The following is a 14,173-nucleotide window of genomic DNA, read 5'->3' as shown; positions in this document are numbered from 1 at the left end:
GCGCTCCCTTCGCTGGGTCATAAGAGTGCGTCCGGCCGTGGCCACTTGACAAACTTCTTTGCCGGGGTGGCAAATGAAAGTATGGCTGACGAAGACCTCACCGAGGTGCTGACCGCCGTAGGACCCCGGCTGCGGGCGCTGCGGCGCACCCGTGGCACGACCCTCGCCCAGCTCAGCGAGACGACGGGCATCTCGCTGAGCACCCTGTCGCGGCTGGAGTCGGGGCAGCGCAAGCCGACCCTGGAGCTGCTGCTGCCGCTGGCCAAGGCGTACGGAGTGCAGCTGGACGAGCTGGTGGGGGCGCCGGCCACCGGGGATCCCCGCGTCCATCCACGGCCGTTCTCCCGGCACGGCCAGACGTTCATTCCGCTGACCCGCTATCTGGGCGGGCTGCACGCGTACAAGCAGATCATGCCGCCCCGGTCGCAGGGCAGCAGGGACGAACCGCTGGAGCAGCGGGTGCACGAGGGCTACGAATGGCTCTATGTGCTCTCCGGGCGGCTGCGACTGGCGCTGGGTGAGCACGATCTGGTGCTCGCGGCCGGCGAGGCCGCCGAATTCGACACCCGCACCCCCCATGGCTTCGCCAACGCCGGGGACCAGCCGGTGGAGTTCCTCTCCCTGTTCGGGGCGCAGGGCGAGCGCATCCATGTCCGCGCCCGCCCCGCCGGTACCTGACCCGTCCCCGTGTCACCGGGGGCGTTCACCCCGAGGGCTCGTCCGGGACGGGCTGCTCGGGGTGCACGCTCCCGGTCTGCGGCCTCCCCTCCCGTCCGGTGCCGGACTCGTCCGTCTCGGGGAGGTCGTCCACATCGCCCGGCTCGTGGCCGGCGCCCGCCACATCCAGGTGGTCGGGCCCGTCCTGCGCCTGCTGGTCGGGGAGGTCCCTGGGGATCCCGCCCCGCTCCTCGCGCTCCTCCGGTCGCCGGTCGTCGCTCACGATGCCGCTCCTTTCGTCGATGGAGGGGGCACAGCAGAGGCGATTACCCACGAGCGCCGGGCGGATGCACGGCCGGCCGGTCCGATGCGGCCGAGCGGTCCGATGCGGCCATCCGTGCGCGCGGCCGGTTACTCCCCGCCCTCCAGCACATACAGCTCCGGCAGGTTGACCACGACGGCCTCCTGGGTGCTGCGGGCGATGACCACCACCGCCTCGTCGTCGGGGTCCGGGTTCTCCTCCCGGTGCGGCACATAGGGCGGTACGAAGATGTAGTCGCCCGGCCGGGTGCGCAGCCTGATCTCCTCGACGTGTCCGTCCCGCTCCTCGGCGAAGACGAACTCGGGGTGGCCCCGCACCACGAAGATGGCCGTCTCGGACTCGCCGTGGTGGTGGTTGGCGGAGACGGTGTCCGGCGCCACATGGGTCTGGCCCATCCAGAGCCGCTCGGACCCCACCGACTGGCCGCTGATCGCGGCGAACCGCCGCATGCCCTCGGTCTGGGCGGTGCCGGGGTCGACGTCCTCGGTGCGGATGTGGTGCAGACGCGACCGCAACGGACCGTCGGGGGCGGTGGCGTTCAGATGCGGATGGAACGCGTCGTGCTGCTGCGCGGGCTCGCCGCCGGGCGTCGTCATGCCCCCGACCGTAGAAAGCACCGGTAATGGATGTCAACAGGTGTCCTTTCGCTCACCAGGCACAACACCGTGAAATCCACGCTGCATAATGGCCGTATGCAGATCTCGGCGAAGGCGGACTACGCGGTCCGGGCGCTGGCGGAGCTGGCCGCGGACACCGGCAGGCCGCTCACGTGTGAGGCGATAGCGACCTCCCAGGACATTCCCTTCCGGTTCCTCAAGGCGGTCTTCCGCGATCTGCGCCAGGCCGGTCTGGTGCGCAGCCAGCGCGGCTGCGAGGGTGGCTACTGGCTGGCCCGCGACCCCGCCGAGACCACCCTCGCGGACATCGTGCTCGCGGTGGACGGCGCGTTCCTGACGCTGCGCGGCGAGCGGCTGGACGACCTCGGCTACCGCGGTCCGGCGGCCGGGCTGCCCGGGGTGTGGCGCGGGATGGAGGCGCATGTGCGCCAGGTGCTGACCTCCACCGCCCTGAGCGATCTGGTCCGCGAACGGCTGGCCGCATGACGTCCGTACGCCCCGACCGCCTCCGGCACCCCGGGGCGGACGGCGACGGGGCCGTCGAGGTCGTGGAGTACACCGATCCGGCCTGCCCGTGGGCGTGGGGCTCCGAGCCCGCGTTCCGCCTGCTGCGGGCGCTCACCGCGGGGCGGGCCCGCTGGCGCCGGGTGTTCGGCATCCTCTTCGACGAGGACGACGATCCGGCACCGGATCCGGCCGCCGAGACCGCCTGGTACGGCCGCTACATCACCGATATCGCCCGCCATACCCGGGCGCCGTACGCCCACCGGCTGGGCTGGGTGGCGGCCACCAGCCGGCCCGCCTCGCTCGCCGCGAAGGCGGCCGAGCGGCAGGGCCCGACGGCCGCGGAGCGGGTGCTGCGGCGGCTGCGCGAGACCACGTTCGTGCTGGGCACTCCGGCCGATACGGCGGAACGGGTGCGGTCCGCCGTGACCGGCCTCGACGGTGTCGATGTGGGGCGGCTGGGCGCGGAGCTGGGCGACCCGGAGGTGGTGGCGGCCGTCCGGCGGGACCACGCCGAGGCCCGTGCCCCCATCCCGGAGGCGCATGCCTTCCACGCACCGGGGCCGCATGGCACGGGCGTGAAGGAAACCGGCGACGGGGTGCGCTACGCGCTGCCCACGCTGGTGTTCTCCGGCCCCGGCGGGCGCGTGGCCGCACCGGGGTGGCGGAGCCTGCCCGAGTACCTCGCGGCGCTGCGCACGGTGGCTCCCCGCCGGCCCTGGGAGACGGCGCCGATCGGCCCCGGGGAGGCCCTGGCGAGGTACCGAAGCCTGACCGGGCCCGATCTGTCCCTCCTGACGGGCGGAACCACTCCCCCGCCCGCGGCCGTACGGGTCGACACGGCGGGCGGGCCACTGTGGCTGCACCCGGACGAGGCGGCCACCCATCCGGCGCTCATCGCCGCCGCGGAGTCGAAAAGCCCCAGGTCGTAGCCGTCTTGGCGAATGAGACACCGAAAGGTGTCCATTGACTTCGCCGGTCCTCGCCCCTCACCATGGACACATGCTGACGACGCACCCCGGTGTGGTGTGCCGATACGTGGACTTCCGGCGCACCGCCAGCGCCATCTGTCGCTGATCGCCCCTTTTCGGTTCCGCGATCCGCGATCCGCGACGGTCCACCGCGGTCCGCCGCGTCCCGAGCGCCTTGTGTCGCTCGTCCCCCTCGTTTTCCCCGTTTCCTCCCCGGGCCCACCGCTGCCGGCCTTCCCGACCGCTGCCCGTCCGCGTGCCCTCGCTGACGTGTGCGGCCGCGTACGGCTGTGAATCCGCGCCGTCCGGGGGCGGTTGACACCACGAAAGGCGACGTCCAGCCATGACTCCCGCCGCCCCGCCACCTCCCGTCCGCCGTCCGCCCGATCCGCCACCGGGCCCCGCTCCGGCCCCCGCGCCGGACCGGCGCTCCGTGCTCGGGCTGGCCCTGGGGGCGGGTGGCTCCCTGCTGCTGGCCGCCTGCGGCGGGGTGGCGACCACCGGCGCGGGCGGCGGGGGCGAGACCCTGCGCTGGGGCTGGGACCTGCCCTCCACCTGGGACCCGGTGTTCTCCTCCAAGGGCTGGGATGTCCATCTGCTGTCGCTCGTCTACTCCGGGCTGACCCGACTCGATGCCAAGGGCGGCGCCAAGCCCGCCCTCGCCTCCTCCTGGCGCTACTCCCACGACGGCCGGCGGCTCACCTTCACCCTCCGCCGGGGACTGCGGTTCTCCGACGGCACACCGGTGAACGCCGAGGCCGTCAGGAAGAGCCTCGAACGCGGCAAGAACCACCCCAAGTCCCTGATTGCCTCCCAGCTGACCAGCATCGACGCGGTACGGGCCACCGACCCGCACACCGTGGTCCTCGAACTCACCGAGGCCGACTACCAGTTGCCCGCGCTGCTGGCCGGGAAGACCGGCATGGTGGTCAGCCCCGCCGCGTTCGGGAAGGACGAGGCGCGGCTGGCCACCAGGCCGGTCGGCCACGGCCCGTTCCGGCTGGTGTCGTACACCCAGAACTCCATGGCGAGCCTGCGCCGCGACCCCGGCTACTGGAACGCCGGGCACATCGCCGTCGAGCGCTTCGAGGCGTTTCCCAAGCCCGATGAGACCACGGCGCTCGCCGCGCTCCAGTCCGGGCGGCTCAATGTGGCCCAGATCCCGTTCAGCCAGGTCGAGGCGGCGCGTGAGGCCGGATTCACGGTGCAGCTCATCCCGTCGATGGTGGTGCGCGTCCTGGACGTGAACACCTCCATGAAGCCCTTCGACGACCCCGCCGTCCTCAAGGCCCTGAAGTACGCCGTGGACCGCCAGGCCCTCCTGGACAGCGAGCAGTTCGGCCATGGCGAGGTGGACCACCAGCCCTTCCCGCCCGGCTATACGGGCTTCGACCCGTCGCTCGGCGCGGTGTACCGGCACGATCCGGGGCGGGCGCGCGCACTGCTCCGGGAGGCCGGGTATCACGGCGGTGTCGAGGTGACCATCACCACCGCCCAGCCGCAGGGCGCGCCCGAGCAACTGCAGGCGCAGCTGAACCGGGTCGGGTTCCGGGCCCGGATCGAGGTCATCCCCGAGGCGCGGGCGTCCCAGGTGGTGTACGTCCAGCACTCGCGCGCCCTGTACATCGACCAGTTCGCCGGGCGGGAGTCACCGGTGCAGGCCATGCAGGTGCTCTTCGGCGCGGAGGGGCTGATGAACCCCGCACGCCGTACCACGCCCGAACTGGACGCGGCCGTGGCCGCGGTGCGCCGCACCCCGCTGGAGTCGCCGCGCTATCCGGAGGTGCTGCGGGCGGCCACCGCGGTGGCGGTGCGCACGATGCCGAACGTATTCCTCTACACGGTGCCGCGCGCCCTCGCCCGTACGTCCTCCGTCTCCGCCATCCCCTCGCTCCCGGTGGTACAGCGGTTCGAGGGGGTGACGGCCGGATGACCACGCTCGCCGCACGCCTCACGCGTACGCGAGGTAAGGCCGTACGCCCGGCCCGTCTGCCGCGCTCGCTCGGCCGGGTCCTCGCCACGGCGGGCACGGTGTTCCTGCTGTCGTCCGCGCTGACCTTCGGTCTCGGCGCGCTCTCCGGGGCCAATCCGGCGGCGGCCGTGCTCGGCGAGACGGCGACGCCCGCCGACATCGCCCGGATGAACCATCAGTTCGGCCTCGACCGGCCGCTGTGGGAGCAGTACCTGTCCTGGCTCGGGCATGCCTTCACCGGCGACCTGGGCCGCTCGTGGTTCACCACGGTCCCGGTGGCGACGAGCATCCGGCAGGCCATTCCGGTGGATCTGTCCATCGCCGGGCTCGCGCTGCTGATCGCGGTGGTGCTGGGCGGGGCCGCCGGTGTCGCCGCCGCGCTCAGGGCGGGCGGACGGCTGGACCGCGCCGTGACCGCGCTGTGCGCGCTGCTCGGCACGCTGCCGGGTTTCGTCGTGGCCATCGTGCTGGTCACGGTGTTCTCGCTGAAGCTGGGGTGGCTGCCGTCCGGTGGTTATGTGCCGCTGGACATGGACCCCGCGCAGTGGCTGCGGTACACCGTGATGCCCGCGTTCGCGCTGAGCCTGGAGGCCGCGGCCGCCATCGCCCGTCAGCTGCGCACCTCGCTGGTGGGAACGTTGCGGGAGAACTATGTGACGGGCGCGGTGATGCGCGGACTGCCCGCCCGGCGGGTGGTGTTCGGCCACGCCCTGCGCAACGCCGCGGGCCCCGCGCTGACGGCGCTCGGGATGAGCGTGCCGATGCTGCTCGGCGGCGCGGTGGTCACCCAGCAGATCTTCGCGCTGCCCGGGCTGGCCCAGCTCACCCTGCAGTCGGCGGAGCAGCACGACATCCCGGTGATCCAGGGGACGCTGCTGGTGACCATCGCGGTGGTGCTGGTGGTCAATGTGGCCGTCAACGCGGCGCTGCTCGCGCTGAATCCGGCCGCCCGGCGCCGGGGGGTGACGCGGCGATGAGGACGTTGCGACGGGCCTGGCGGCCGGCCTCCGCCAAGGTGGCGCTGCTGGTGCTGCTGGCCATCGCGCTGCTGGCGGTGTTCGGCGGCTGGCTCGCGCCCCATGACCCGCTGGCCCAGAACCCCCGGAACATGCTGCGCGGGCCCGGCCCCGGCCATCTTCTGGGCACCGACTACCTGGGCCGCGATGTGCTCAGCCGGCTGCTGGAGGGCAGTGGCCGCTCGGTGGCGGGCGCCGTGGAGGCGGTGGCCGCCGCGATGGCGGTCGGGGTGCCGACCGGGCTGGCCTCGCTGTGGATGGGGCGGGTGGGCGAGTGGCTCGCGCAGCGCGCCGTCGACGCGCTGATGACGCTGCCGTTCACCGTGTTCGCCATCGCGGTGGTGGGCGCGCTGGGCAACGGGATGCACCAGGCCATGCTGGCGCTCGGGGTGCTCTACGCCCCGCTGTTCTTCCGGATGACCCGCGCCGCCGCCCTGAGCCTGCGGCACGCCCAGTACGTGGAGTCGGCCGAGCTGTTCGGCGCCTCGGTGGGGCGGGTGCTGCGCACCCATATCTGGAGCAAGGTCCTGCCGACGGTCATCGTCACGGCCGCCCACGCGCTGGCCACCTGTCTGCTGGTGGTCTCCTCGCTGACCTTCCTCGGGGTCGGTGTGCAGCCGCCCGCCGCCACCTGGGGCGGCATGCTCGCCACCGATCTGGGCTTCCTCACCCAGCAGATCTGGGCGCCGGTGTTCCCGGCCGCGCTGATCGTCATCACCGCCGGTGCGCTCAATCTGCTCGCCGACGCCGTACGTGACGCCGGGGCGGACGAGTTGCTGCCCGGCGGCGCTCCTGACCCGGCCACCGGCTCCCCCGCCGCGGCCGCCGAATCCCCCGACACCACCAAGGAGCGGGCCGATGCCGCACTCCCCGTCGTCTGACCCCGCCACACCCGGCGCGCCCACTGACCCGTCGGCCGCGCTGTCGGTCCAGGGGCTCGGCGTCACCGTCTTGTCCGGGCGACTGACGGCCGTACGCGATGTGTCGTTCACCGTGGGCCGCGGTGAGGCCGTCGGCCTGGTCGGCGAGTCCGGCAGCGGCAAGACCCTCATCTGCCGGTCGGTGCTCGGGCTGCTGCCCGCGGGCTGTGCGGTGTCCGAGGGCGAGATCACGCTGGCCGGTGAGACGCTGACCGGGCTGTCCCGCCGGGAGTGGGACCGCGTACGGGGCACCCGGGTAGGCGCAGTGTTCCAGGACCCCGCCTCGTATCTCAACCCCTCGCTGACCGTGGGGCGTCAATTGACCGAAGTGCTGCGGGTGAAGCTGGGCCTTGACCGGGCGCGGGCCGATGCGCGGGCCGTCGAGCTGTTCGCCGCGGTCGGGCTGCACGACCCGGCCGAGGTGGCCCGGCGCCATCCGCACGAGCTGTCCGGCGGAATGCTGCAGCGTGTGCTGATCGCCGTGGCGGTCGCCTGCGCACCGGATCTGCTGGTGGCGGACGAGGCGACCACCGCGCTGGATGTGGTGGTCCAGGCCGAGGTCCTGGAGCTGCTGGCCCGGATGCGCGCCGAGCAGGATCTGGCGCTGCTGCTGGTCAGCCATGACCTGGCGGTGATCGCCGAGGTGTGCGACCGCGTTCTGGTGGCCTACGCCGGGGAGTTGGTCGAGGACGGCCCGGCCGAGCGGGTGCTGAACGATCCCCTGCATCCGTACACCGAGGCGCTGTTGCGCGTGGCCACGGTCGGCGACTGGGAGCGGCGCGAGCTGGAGGTGATCCCCGGCGCGCCGCCCGAGGTGGGCGCGCGGCTGCCGGGCTGCCGGTTCGCGGACCGCTGCGCGTTCGCCGCGCCCGAATGCCTCAGCGGTCCGGTGCCGCTGCGGGAGACCGCCGACGGACGGCGGGTGCGGTGTGTCCGCGGCGAGGAACTCGATCTGTCGCGGGCCGGTGGGCGCTCCACTCAGGGGGTGGCGGTATGAGCGGGCTGCTGGAGCTCTCCGGGCTGACCGTGGCCTTCGGCCGGCGGGGTGCCCGGCCGGTGCTCGATGGCGTGGAACTGTCCGTGGGCGAGGGGGAGATCGTCGGGGTCATCGGGGAGACCGGATCCGGCAAGACCACACTGGCCCGTACGGCCGTGGGGCTGGTCCCTCCGCGCTCGGGGCGGGTGGTCTTCGACGGGCGCGAGATCTCCGGGCTGCGGGGGCGGGGGCTGCGCGCGTTCCGCCGTTCGGGGCAGCTGAGTTACGCGTTCCAGGATCCGCTGCGGGCACTGGACCCGGAGCTGACGGTCCGGCGGGCCGTGGCCGAGCCGCTCGATGTGGCGCGGGACCTCGGCGACACGGACATCGCCGCCCGCGTGGCCGAGGCGCTGGAGACGGTGGGCCTGGACGCGGCGCGGCTCGGCGATCGGCTGCCGGGATCGATCTCGGGTGGTCAGCGCCAGCGGGTGCTGCTCGCGCGGGCGATCGTCACCCGGCCCCGGCTGCTGATCGCCGATGAGCCGGTGAGCGCCCTGGACGCCTCCAACCGCAACCGGGTGCTGCGGCTGCTGGACCGGCTGCGCACCGAGCGCGGCATGGCCGTCGTGGTCATCTCGCACGACCTCAGCTCGCTGGCGGGCATCGCCGACCGGGTGGCGGTGCTCTACCGCGGCCGGGCGGTGGAACAGGGCCCCGTACGGGAGGTGTTCGGCCGGCCCCTGCATCCGTACACCGCGCTGCTCCTCGCCTCCGCGCCGAGCGTACGCGCCGAGGAGGGGCCGGGCGCGGCGGCGCTGCGCCCGTCGGCCGGACCGCCCGTCTGGACGGCGCGGGAGGGCTGTGTCTTCGCCCACCGCTGCCCGTTCGTCACCGACGCCTGCCGCACCGGGCCCGTACCCGCCCCGGTGGGCAGGGGGCGCACGGCCGCCTGCCACCGGGCGTCCGAGTGGCGCGAGCTGATCGCCGCCCCGGTCAGCGCGCAGGGGCCGCCGGGGACCGGGCTGCTGGGGGCGGCCCCGTAAAGATCTCCTAAATCACTCTGAACGCAACTCGTGCCCCGCCCGTATCCACTGCCGGGTCGTGCTCGTCGCGGATGAGCGGATCCCGTAACCCCCCAACAGGAGGTCATGAGTTGAGCCACAAACGGGTACCCAAGCGAAAGATCGTGTTCGCGGGGGCCGGGGCCGCCGCCGTGGCGGCAGCCGCGATCATCCTGCCCAACGCCAACGCCTCACAGGACGACAAGGCCGAGGCGGCCCAGCCCAAGAAGGTGGACGCCGCGTCGGCGGCGGACATCGCCGCGGAGCTCGCGTCGCAGCTGGGCGAGGCGTTCGGCGGGGCCTACTACGACAAGGACAAGCAGCAGGTCATCGTCAATGTCGTCGGCGACAACAACAATGTGAACGTCCAGGTCAAGAGCGCCGGGGCGGTGGCCAGAAAGGTCGACAACAGCACCAAGGCGCTGCAGACCGCCGCGAAGACCCTCAAGACCAAGGCGACCATCCCGGGCACCTCCTGGTCGGTGGACCCCAAGACCAACGAGCTGCGGGTCACCGCGGACTCCACGGTCACCGGGGCGAAGTGGGACACCCTCGAGTCCACCGTGAAGTCGCTGGGCGACGGCATGGCCACCCTGAAGAAGTCCACGGGCGAGTTCAAGCCCTTCGTCGCGGGCGGCGACGCCATCTTCGGCGGCGGCGCGCGCTGCTCGCTCGGCTTCAACGTCACCACGGACAGCGGCGCCCCGGCGTTCCTCACCGCCGGTCACTGCGGCGTGGCCGCCGAGCAGTGGTCGGACTCCCAGAACGGCGCGGCGATCGGCACCGTGCAGGACGCCACCTTCCCGGGTGACGGGGACTTCGCGCTGGTCACCTACGACGACGCCAACACCGAGGCCCCCAGCACGGTGAACACCGGCGACCAGACCGTGGACATCACCGCGGCGGGCGAGGCCACGGTGGGCCAGCAGGTGCAGCGCATGGGCAGCACCACCGGGCTGAACGACGGCTCGGTCACCGGTCTCGACGCGACGGTCAACTACCCCGAGGGCACGGTCAGCGGGCTCATCCAGACCGATGTCTGCGCGGAGCCCGGCGACAGCGGCGGCCCGCTGTTCAGCGCGGACGGCCAGGCCATCGGCCTGACCTCCGGCGGCAGCGGTGACTGCACCTCCGGCGGGGAGACCTTCTTCCAGCCGGTGACGACCGCGCTGGAGGCGGTCGGTGCGCAGATCGGGGACGGCGGCGCGGCCGGAGGCGGCGGCGCGGCGGACGACGCTGGCGCGGCGGGCGGCGACGCTGCTGACGGCTCCGGGGCCGCCGGGGACGGCGCGGGCGCGGACGGCGCCGGTGGGGCAGCCGACAACGGCTGATCCCACGCGACCGGGTGTCCCGCGCCGTCACCGCGGGACACCCCGGGAGCCGCGCCGGGCCGGGCGGCCTCAGCGGGCGGACGGCCCGGCGGAGAACCCGGCGGGCCGGCTCGCGGAGAGCCCCGCGCGCACCCGCTCCACCGTGATCGGCAGATCGCGGACCCGCACCCCCGTGGCGTGGTACACCGCGTTGGCGATCGCCGCCGCCGTGCCGACGATGCCCAGCTCCCCGATACCCTTGCTGCCCATCGGGTTGAGCTCGTCGTCGTTCTCCTCGAGCCAGTGCGCCTGGACATCGCGCACATCCGCGTTGGCCGCGATGTGATACGTGGCGAGGTCGTGGTTGGCGAAGTCGCCGAACCGCGGGTCCGGCTCCAGGTTTTCGTGCAGCGCCATCGACAGCCCCATGCACATGCCGCCGCGCAGCTGCGAGCCCGCCGTCCGGGGATTGATGACGCGTCCGGCGGCGAACATCCCCAGCAGCCGGTCGACCCGCACCTGGCCGGTGACGGAGTCCACCCGTACCTCCGCGAACTGGGCGCCGTAGGCGTGGCGCGAGAACGCCCGGCGCGCCTCGACGTCCTCGGCGGTGTCCGCCCGCTCCTCGAGACCGCCGGGCGGGACCGCGCCGGAGACCTCGTCGAGCCGCTTGGTCAGCGCCCGGCACGCCTTGGACACCGCCCAGCCCCAGGAGCTGAGGCCCATCGAGCCGCCCGCCCACGGTGCCTGGCCGTAGGCGCTGCGGCCGATGTCGAGGGTGACCCGGTCGATCCCCACACCGAGCTCGTCCGCCGCCACCTGGGTCAGCGCGGTGCGGGCGCCGGTGCCGATGTCGGCCGCGGCGATCCGTACGGTGAGGCCTCCGCCGGGCTCGGCGCGGGCGGTCGCGGTGGAGGGCCAGGTGAGGGCGGGATAGTTGCACGCCGCCACTCCGGTGCCGAGCAGCCAGTGCCCCTCCCTGCGGGCCCCCGGCGCGGGGTCGCGGCCGGCCCAGCCGAAGCGCGCGGCGCCCTCCCGCAGACAGGCCACCAGATTGCGGCTGCTGAAGGGATGGCCGGTGCCGGGGTCCACGGACGGCTCGTTGGCCACCCGCAGCTCGATGGGGTCCATGCCCAGCGCCACGGCCAGCTCGTCCATCGCGCTCTCCAGCGCGAACATCCCGGGCGCCTCGCCGGGGGCCCGCATCCACGAGGGCGTCGGCACATCCAGCTGCGCCAGGCGGTGGGTGGTCCGGCGGTGGGGCGCGGCGTACATGACGCGGGTGCAGGTGACCGTCTGCTCGCAGTACGGGGAGAGCGTCGAGCTCTGCTGGAGCGCGTCGTGCCAGATGGCGGTGAGCCCGCCGTCCCGTTCGGCGCCGAGCCGGATGCGCTGGAGGGTGGGCGTGCGGTACGAGACCATGGTGAACATCTGCTGCCGGGTGGCCGCCACCTTGACCGGGCGGCCCACGGCGCGGGCGGCCAGCGCGGCGAGCACCGTGGGCGGGCGGGGAATCGCCTTGGAGCCGAAGCCGCCGCCGGTGTGGTCGGCGACGATCCGGACGGCGCCCTCGGGCAGGCCGAACAGCTCGGCCACCCTGGCGGCCGTCATCCAGGGGCCCTGGTCGCCGTTGTAGAGGGTGAGCGTGTCGCCGTCCCAGACGGCGATGGTGGCATGCGGTTCCATCGTGGCGGTGTGCTCGGGGGGTGTGGTGTACGTGGCGTCGAGGACGACTGGCGCCGTGTCGAGGGCGGCCTCCACATCGCCGGTCTCCGTATGCCCCGGGTAGCCGCCGTTGACCGTCTCGGGGACGAAGACGCGCGGATCGCCGTCGATCAGCTCGGCGTCGTGGTCTTCCACGTCGTACTCGACCCGTACGGCGGCCGCCGCCTGACGGGCCGTCTCGAAGGTGTCCGCCACCACGGCCGCCACGATCTGCCCGCGGTACGCCACCTCCGGGGACTGCAGAACGGCGAGTTCGGGGGTGTCGGTCGGGCGCAGCCGGGCCACGTTACGGCTGTCGAGCACGGCGACCACGCCCGGCAGGGACAGCGCCGCGACGGTGTCGACGGCGCGCACCGTGCCGCGCGGGACGGTGGACTGCACCGGCCACGCGTACAGGGCGTCCGGCACCGGGTACTCGTACGCGTAGAGCGCGGCACCGGTGACCTTCTCGCGCCCTTCGACGCGGGTCACCTCCGCGCCCACGGTCCGCTGGAGCGTGGTCATCGCCGCTGCCCTCCCGCCAGGTCGCGCACGGCCGCGGCGATGACGTCCACGGCGAGGTCGATCTTGAACGCGTTCTGCGGCAGCGGGCGCGCCGAGGCGAACTCGGCCCGGGCCGCCTCCCGCAGGCGCTCCTCGGTCGGCTGCCGCCCGGTCAGCAGCCGCTCGGCCTCGCGGGCCCGCCAGGGGCGGCTGCCCACTCCGCCGAGCCCCAGCCGGATCTCCCGCAGTGTGCCGTCGTCCTCGGTGGCCACGACGGCGGCCACCGACACCAGCGCGAACGCGTAGGACCAGCGGTCGCGGACCTTGCGGTAGGACATGGCGGCGCCCCCGGGCGGCGGTGGCAGCTCGACGCCGGTGATCAGGTCGCCGGGCTGCAGCACCGTCTCGCGGTGCGGGGTGTCACCGGGCAGCAGATAGAAGTCGTTGAGCGGCACCGTACGGGGGCTGCCGTTCACCCGCCGCAGATGGACGACCGCGTCGAGCGCGGCCATCGCCACCGCCATGTCCGAGGGGTGGCCGGCCACGCAGAAGTCGGAGGTGCCGAGCACGGCCAGGTCGCGGTGGAGGCCCTGGACGGCCGAACAGCCGGTCTCCGGCCGCCGCTTGTTGCAGGGTTTGGTCACGTCCTGGAAGTACACACAGCGGGTGCGCTGGAGCAGATTGCCACCTGTGGTGGCCACGGTCCTCAGCTGCCCGGAGGCCCCCGACAGCAGCGCTTCGGCCAACGCAGGGAACCGCTCGCGGATGCCGGGGTCCCCGGCGAGGCGGCTGCCCGGGACCAGCGCGCCGATGAGCACACCGCCGTCCGGGCGGTGCTCGACGGAGTCGTACGGGAGCCCGGTGATGTCGACGAGCAGGGCGGGCTCGGTCACCCCGAGCTTCATCAGGTCCACCAGATTGGTGCCGCCGGCCAGGTACACCGCCTCGGTGGAGTCGGCCACGAGCGCGACGGCGGCCTGGGGATCGGTGGCGCGCTCGTAGCCGAAGGGCTTCATCGCGCCCCTCCCGCCGCACCGGCGCGGGCGGGCGCCCCGCCGCCGTCGGCCCCGGCGACCTCGCGGATGGCGGCCACGATGCCGGGGTACGCCCCGCAGCGGCACAGGTTGCCGCTCATCCGCTCCCGGATCTCATCGGCGTCCAGCTCATCCGGCGCGCCGACCCCGGCCGCCATGTCCGCCGTCACATGGCTGGGCCAGCCGCGCGCGGCCTCGGTGAGCGCGCCGATGGCGGAACAGATCTGGCCGGGTGTGCAGTAGCCGCACTGGAAGCCGTCGTGGTCCAGGAACGCCCGTTGCAGCGGGTGGAGTTCCTCGGGGGCGGCGAGCCCGGCCACGCCCTCGATGGTGGTGATGTCCCGGCCCTGGGCGGCCACGGCGAACACCAGGCAGCTGTTGACGCGCTCCCCGTCGATCAGGACGGTGCAGGCCCCGCACTGCCCGTGGTCGCACCCCTTCTTGACCCCGGTCAGCGCCAGGTGTTCGCGGAGGGCGTCCAGCAGGGTCACCCGGTGGTCGAGGGTGAGGGGGCGGTCGGCACCGTTGACACGCAGCGCGAAGTCGCTGTGAAACGCGTGAGCTGTCACACCCCTCAGCCTGGCATCGGGGTGTGCGCCCCGCAT

14 protein-coding genes are annotated in these 14,173 nt (G+C 73.5%); 9 read left to right on the top strand and 5 right to left on the bottom strand.

The window, feature by feature from the left end:
- The first annotated feature begins 81 nt into the window (after nt 1–81).
- Nucleotides 82–678 (top strand): helix-turn-helix domain-containing protein, encoded by a 597-nt coding sequence (locus tag LIV37_RS47880; RefSeq protein ID WP_020874303.1) that lies wholly within the window; start codon nt 82–84, stop codon nt 676–678.
- A gap of 25 nt (nt 679–703) precedes the next feature.
- Here the strand turns inward: LIV37_RS47880 and LIV37_RS47875 are convergent, their stop codons facing one another.
- A complete protein-coding gene (locus LIV37_RS47875) occupies nt 704–940 on the bottom strand; it encodes a hypothetical protein (protein ID WP_020874302.1) in 237 nt (78 codons plus the stop codon).
- Nucleotides 941–1,068: 128 nt separating this feature from the next.
- Entirely contained in the window at nt 1,069–1,575 is a 507-nt protein-coding gene (locus LIV37_RS47870) for a cupin domain-containing protein (RefSeq protein WP_020874301.1), read from the bottom strand.
- A 96-nt stretch (nt 1,576–1,671) separates the two neighbouring features.
- Here LIV37_RS47870 and LIV37_RS47865 point away from each other — a divergent pair, with 96 nt between their 5' ends.
- The 8 genes from LIV37_RS47865 to LIV37_RS47830 all read left to right on the top strand — a co-directional run bounded on the left by LIV37_RS47865 (nt 1,672) and on the right by LIV37_RS47830 (nt 10,347).
- Nucleotides 1,672–2,082: an RrF2 family transcriptional regulator gene (locus LIV37_RS47865; protein ID WP_020874300.1), complete on the top strand. Its 411-nt coding sequence runs from the start codon at nt 1,672–1,674 to the stop codon at nt 2,080–2,082.
- Nucleotides 2,079–3,032 carry a DsbA family oxidoreductase gene (locus LIV37_RS47860; protein WP_020874299.1) on the top strand — a complete coding sequence of 318 codons (954 nt, stop codon included), beginning with the start codon at nt 2,079–2,081 and terminating at the stop codon, nt 3,030–3,032. Before LIV37_RS47865 ends, LIV37_RS47860 begins: the two co-directional genes overlap by 4 nt.
- A gap of 382 nt (nt 3,033–3,414) precedes the next feature.
- Nucleotides 3,415–5,004 carry an ABC transporter substrate-binding protein gene (locus LIV37_RS47855; RefSeq protein ID WP_121826509.1) on the top strand — a complete coding sequence of 530 codons (1,590 nt, stop codon included), beginning with the start codon at nt 3,415–3,417 and terminating at the stop codon, nt 5,002–5,004.
- Nucleotides 5,001–6,020, top strand: a complete 1,020-nt coding sequence (locus LIV37_RS47850; protein WP_020874297.1) for an ABC transporter permease — start codon at nt 5,001–5,003, stop codon at nt 6,018–6,020. The genes LIV37_RS47855 and LIV37_RS47850 overlap by 4 nt, the downstream gene beginning before the upstream one ends.
- Nucleotides 6,017–6,940 (top strand): ABC transporter permease, encoded by a 924-nt coding sequence (locus LIV37_RS47845; protein WP_121826510.1) that lies wholly within the window; start codon nt 6,017–6,019, stop codon nt 6,938–6,940. Before LIV37_RS47850 ends, LIV37_RS47845 begins: the two co-directional genes overlap by 4 nt.
- Nucleotides 6,918–7,976 (top strand): ABC transporter ATP-binding protein, encoded by a 1,059-nt coding sequence (locus LIV37_RS47840; protein WP_020874295.1) that lies wholly within the window; start codon nt 6,918–6,920, stop codon nt 7,974–7,976. The genes LIV37_RS47845 and LIV37_RS47840 overlap by 23 nt, the downstream gene beginning before the upstream one ends.
- Nucleotides 7,973–8,998: an ABC transporter ATP-binding protein gene (locus LIV37_RS47835; protein WP_020874294.1), complete on the top strand. Its 1,026-nt coding sequence runs from the start codon at nt 7,973–7,975 to the stop codon at nt 8,996–8,998. The genes LIV37_RS47840 and LIV37_RS47835 overlap by 4 nt, the downstream gene beginning before the upstream one ends.
- A gap of 110 nt (nt 8,999–9,108) precedes the next feature.
- Nucleotides 9,109–10,347 (top strand): S1 family peptidase, encoded by a 1,239-nt coding sequence (locus tag LIV37_RS47830; protein WP_121826511.1) that lies wholly within the window; start codon nt 9,109–9,111, stop codon nt 10,345–10,347.
- Between the two features lie 69 nt (nt 10,348–10,416).
- Here LIV37_RS47830 and LIV37_RS47825 read toward each other — a convergent pair whose 3' ends face one another.
- The 3 genes from LIV37_RS47825 to LIV37_RS47815 are packed head-to-tail and all read right to left on the bottom strand — an operon-like array spanning nt 10,417 to nt 14,173.
- A complete protein-coding gene (locus tag LIV37_RS47825; RefSeq protein WP_020874292.1) occupies nt 10,417–12,555 on the bottom strand; it encodes a xanthine dehydrogenase family protein molybdopterin-binding subunit in 2,139 nt (712 codons plus the stop codon).
- Nucleotides 12,552–13,550: an FAD binding domain-containing protein gene (locus LIV37_RS47820; protein WP_020874291.1), complete on the bottom strand. Its 999-nt coding sequence runs from the start codon at nt 13,548–13,550 to the stop codon at nt 12,552–12,554. The genes LIV37_RS47825 and LIV37_RS47820 overlap by 4 nt, the downstream gene beginning before the upstream one ends.
- Nucleotides 13,547–14,173 (bottom strand): 2Fe-2S iron-sulfur cluster-binding protein, encoded by a 627-nt coding sequence (locus tag LIV37_RS47815; RefSeq protein ID WP_121826512.1) that lies wholly within the window; start codon nt 14,171–14,173, stop codon nt 13,547–13,549. The genes LIV37_RS47820 and LIV37_RS47815 overlap by 4 nt, the downstream gene beginning before the upstream one ends.

It is taken from the genome of Streptomyces rapamycinicus NRRL 5491, assembly GCF_024298965.1.
Classification (GTDB): Bacteria; Actinomycetota; Actinomycetes; order Streptomycetales; family Streptomycetaceae; genus Streptomyces; species Streptomyces rapamycinicus.
This window is presented reverse-complemented; position numbering and strand designations above follow the sequence as displayed.

What these genes read in the sequence shown, in the direction of transcription:
- LIV37_RS47845 (WP_121826510.1), top strand. Translation starts at nt 6,017, where the DNA reads ATGAGGACGTTGCGACGGGCCTGGCGGCCGGCCTCCGCCAAGGTGGCG.
- LIV37_RS47880 (WP_020874303.1), top strand. Translation starts at nt 82, where the DNA reads ATGGCTGACGAAGACCTCACCGAGGTGCTGACCGCCGTAGGACCCCGG.
- LIV37_RS47825 (WP_020874292.1), bottom strand. Translation starts at nt 12,555, where the DNA reads ATGACCACGCTCCAGCGGACCGTGGGCGCGGAGGTGACCCGCGTCGAA.
- LIV37_RS47865 (WP_020874300.1), top strand. Translation starts at nt 1,672, where the DNA reads ATGCAGATCTCGGCGAAGGCGGACTACGCGGTCCGGGCGCTGGCGGAG.
- LIV37_RS47835 (WP_020874294.1), top strand. Translation starts at nt 7,973, where the DNA reads ATGAGCGGGCTGCTGGAGCTCTCCGGGCTGACCGTGGCCTTCGGCCGG.
- LIV37_RS47840 (WP_020874295.1), top strand. Translation starts at nt 6,918, where the DNA reads ATGCCGCACTCCCCGTCGTCTGACCCCGCCACACCCGGCGCGCCCACT.
- LIV37_RS47860 (WP_020874299.1), top strand. Translation starts at nt 2,079, where the DNA reads ATGACGTCCGTACGCCCCGACCGCCTCCGGCACCCCGGGGCGGACGGC.
- LIV37_RS47855 (WP_121826509.1), top strand. Translation starts at nt 3,415, where the DNA reads ATGACTCCCGCCGCCCCGCCACCTCCCGTCCGCCGTCCGCCCGATCCG.
- LIV37_RS47815 (WP_121826512.1), bottom strand. Translation starts at nt 14,173, where the DNA reads ATGCGGGGCGCACACCCCGATGCCAGGCTGAGGGGTGTGACAGCTCAC.
- LIV37_RS47850 (WP_020874297.1), top strand. Translation starts at nt 5,001, where the DNA reads ATGACCACGCTCGCCGCACGCCTCACGCGTACGCGAGGTAAGGCCGTA.
- LIV37_RS47820 (WP_020874291.1), bottom strand. Translation starts at nt 13,550, where the DNA reads ATGAAGCCCTTCGGCTACGAGCGCGCCACCGATCCCCAGGCCGCCGTC.
- LIV37_RS47870 (WP_020874301.1), bottom strand. Translation starts at nt 1,575, where the DNA reads ATGACGACGCCCGGCGGCGAGCCCGCGCAGCAGCACGACGCGTTCCAT.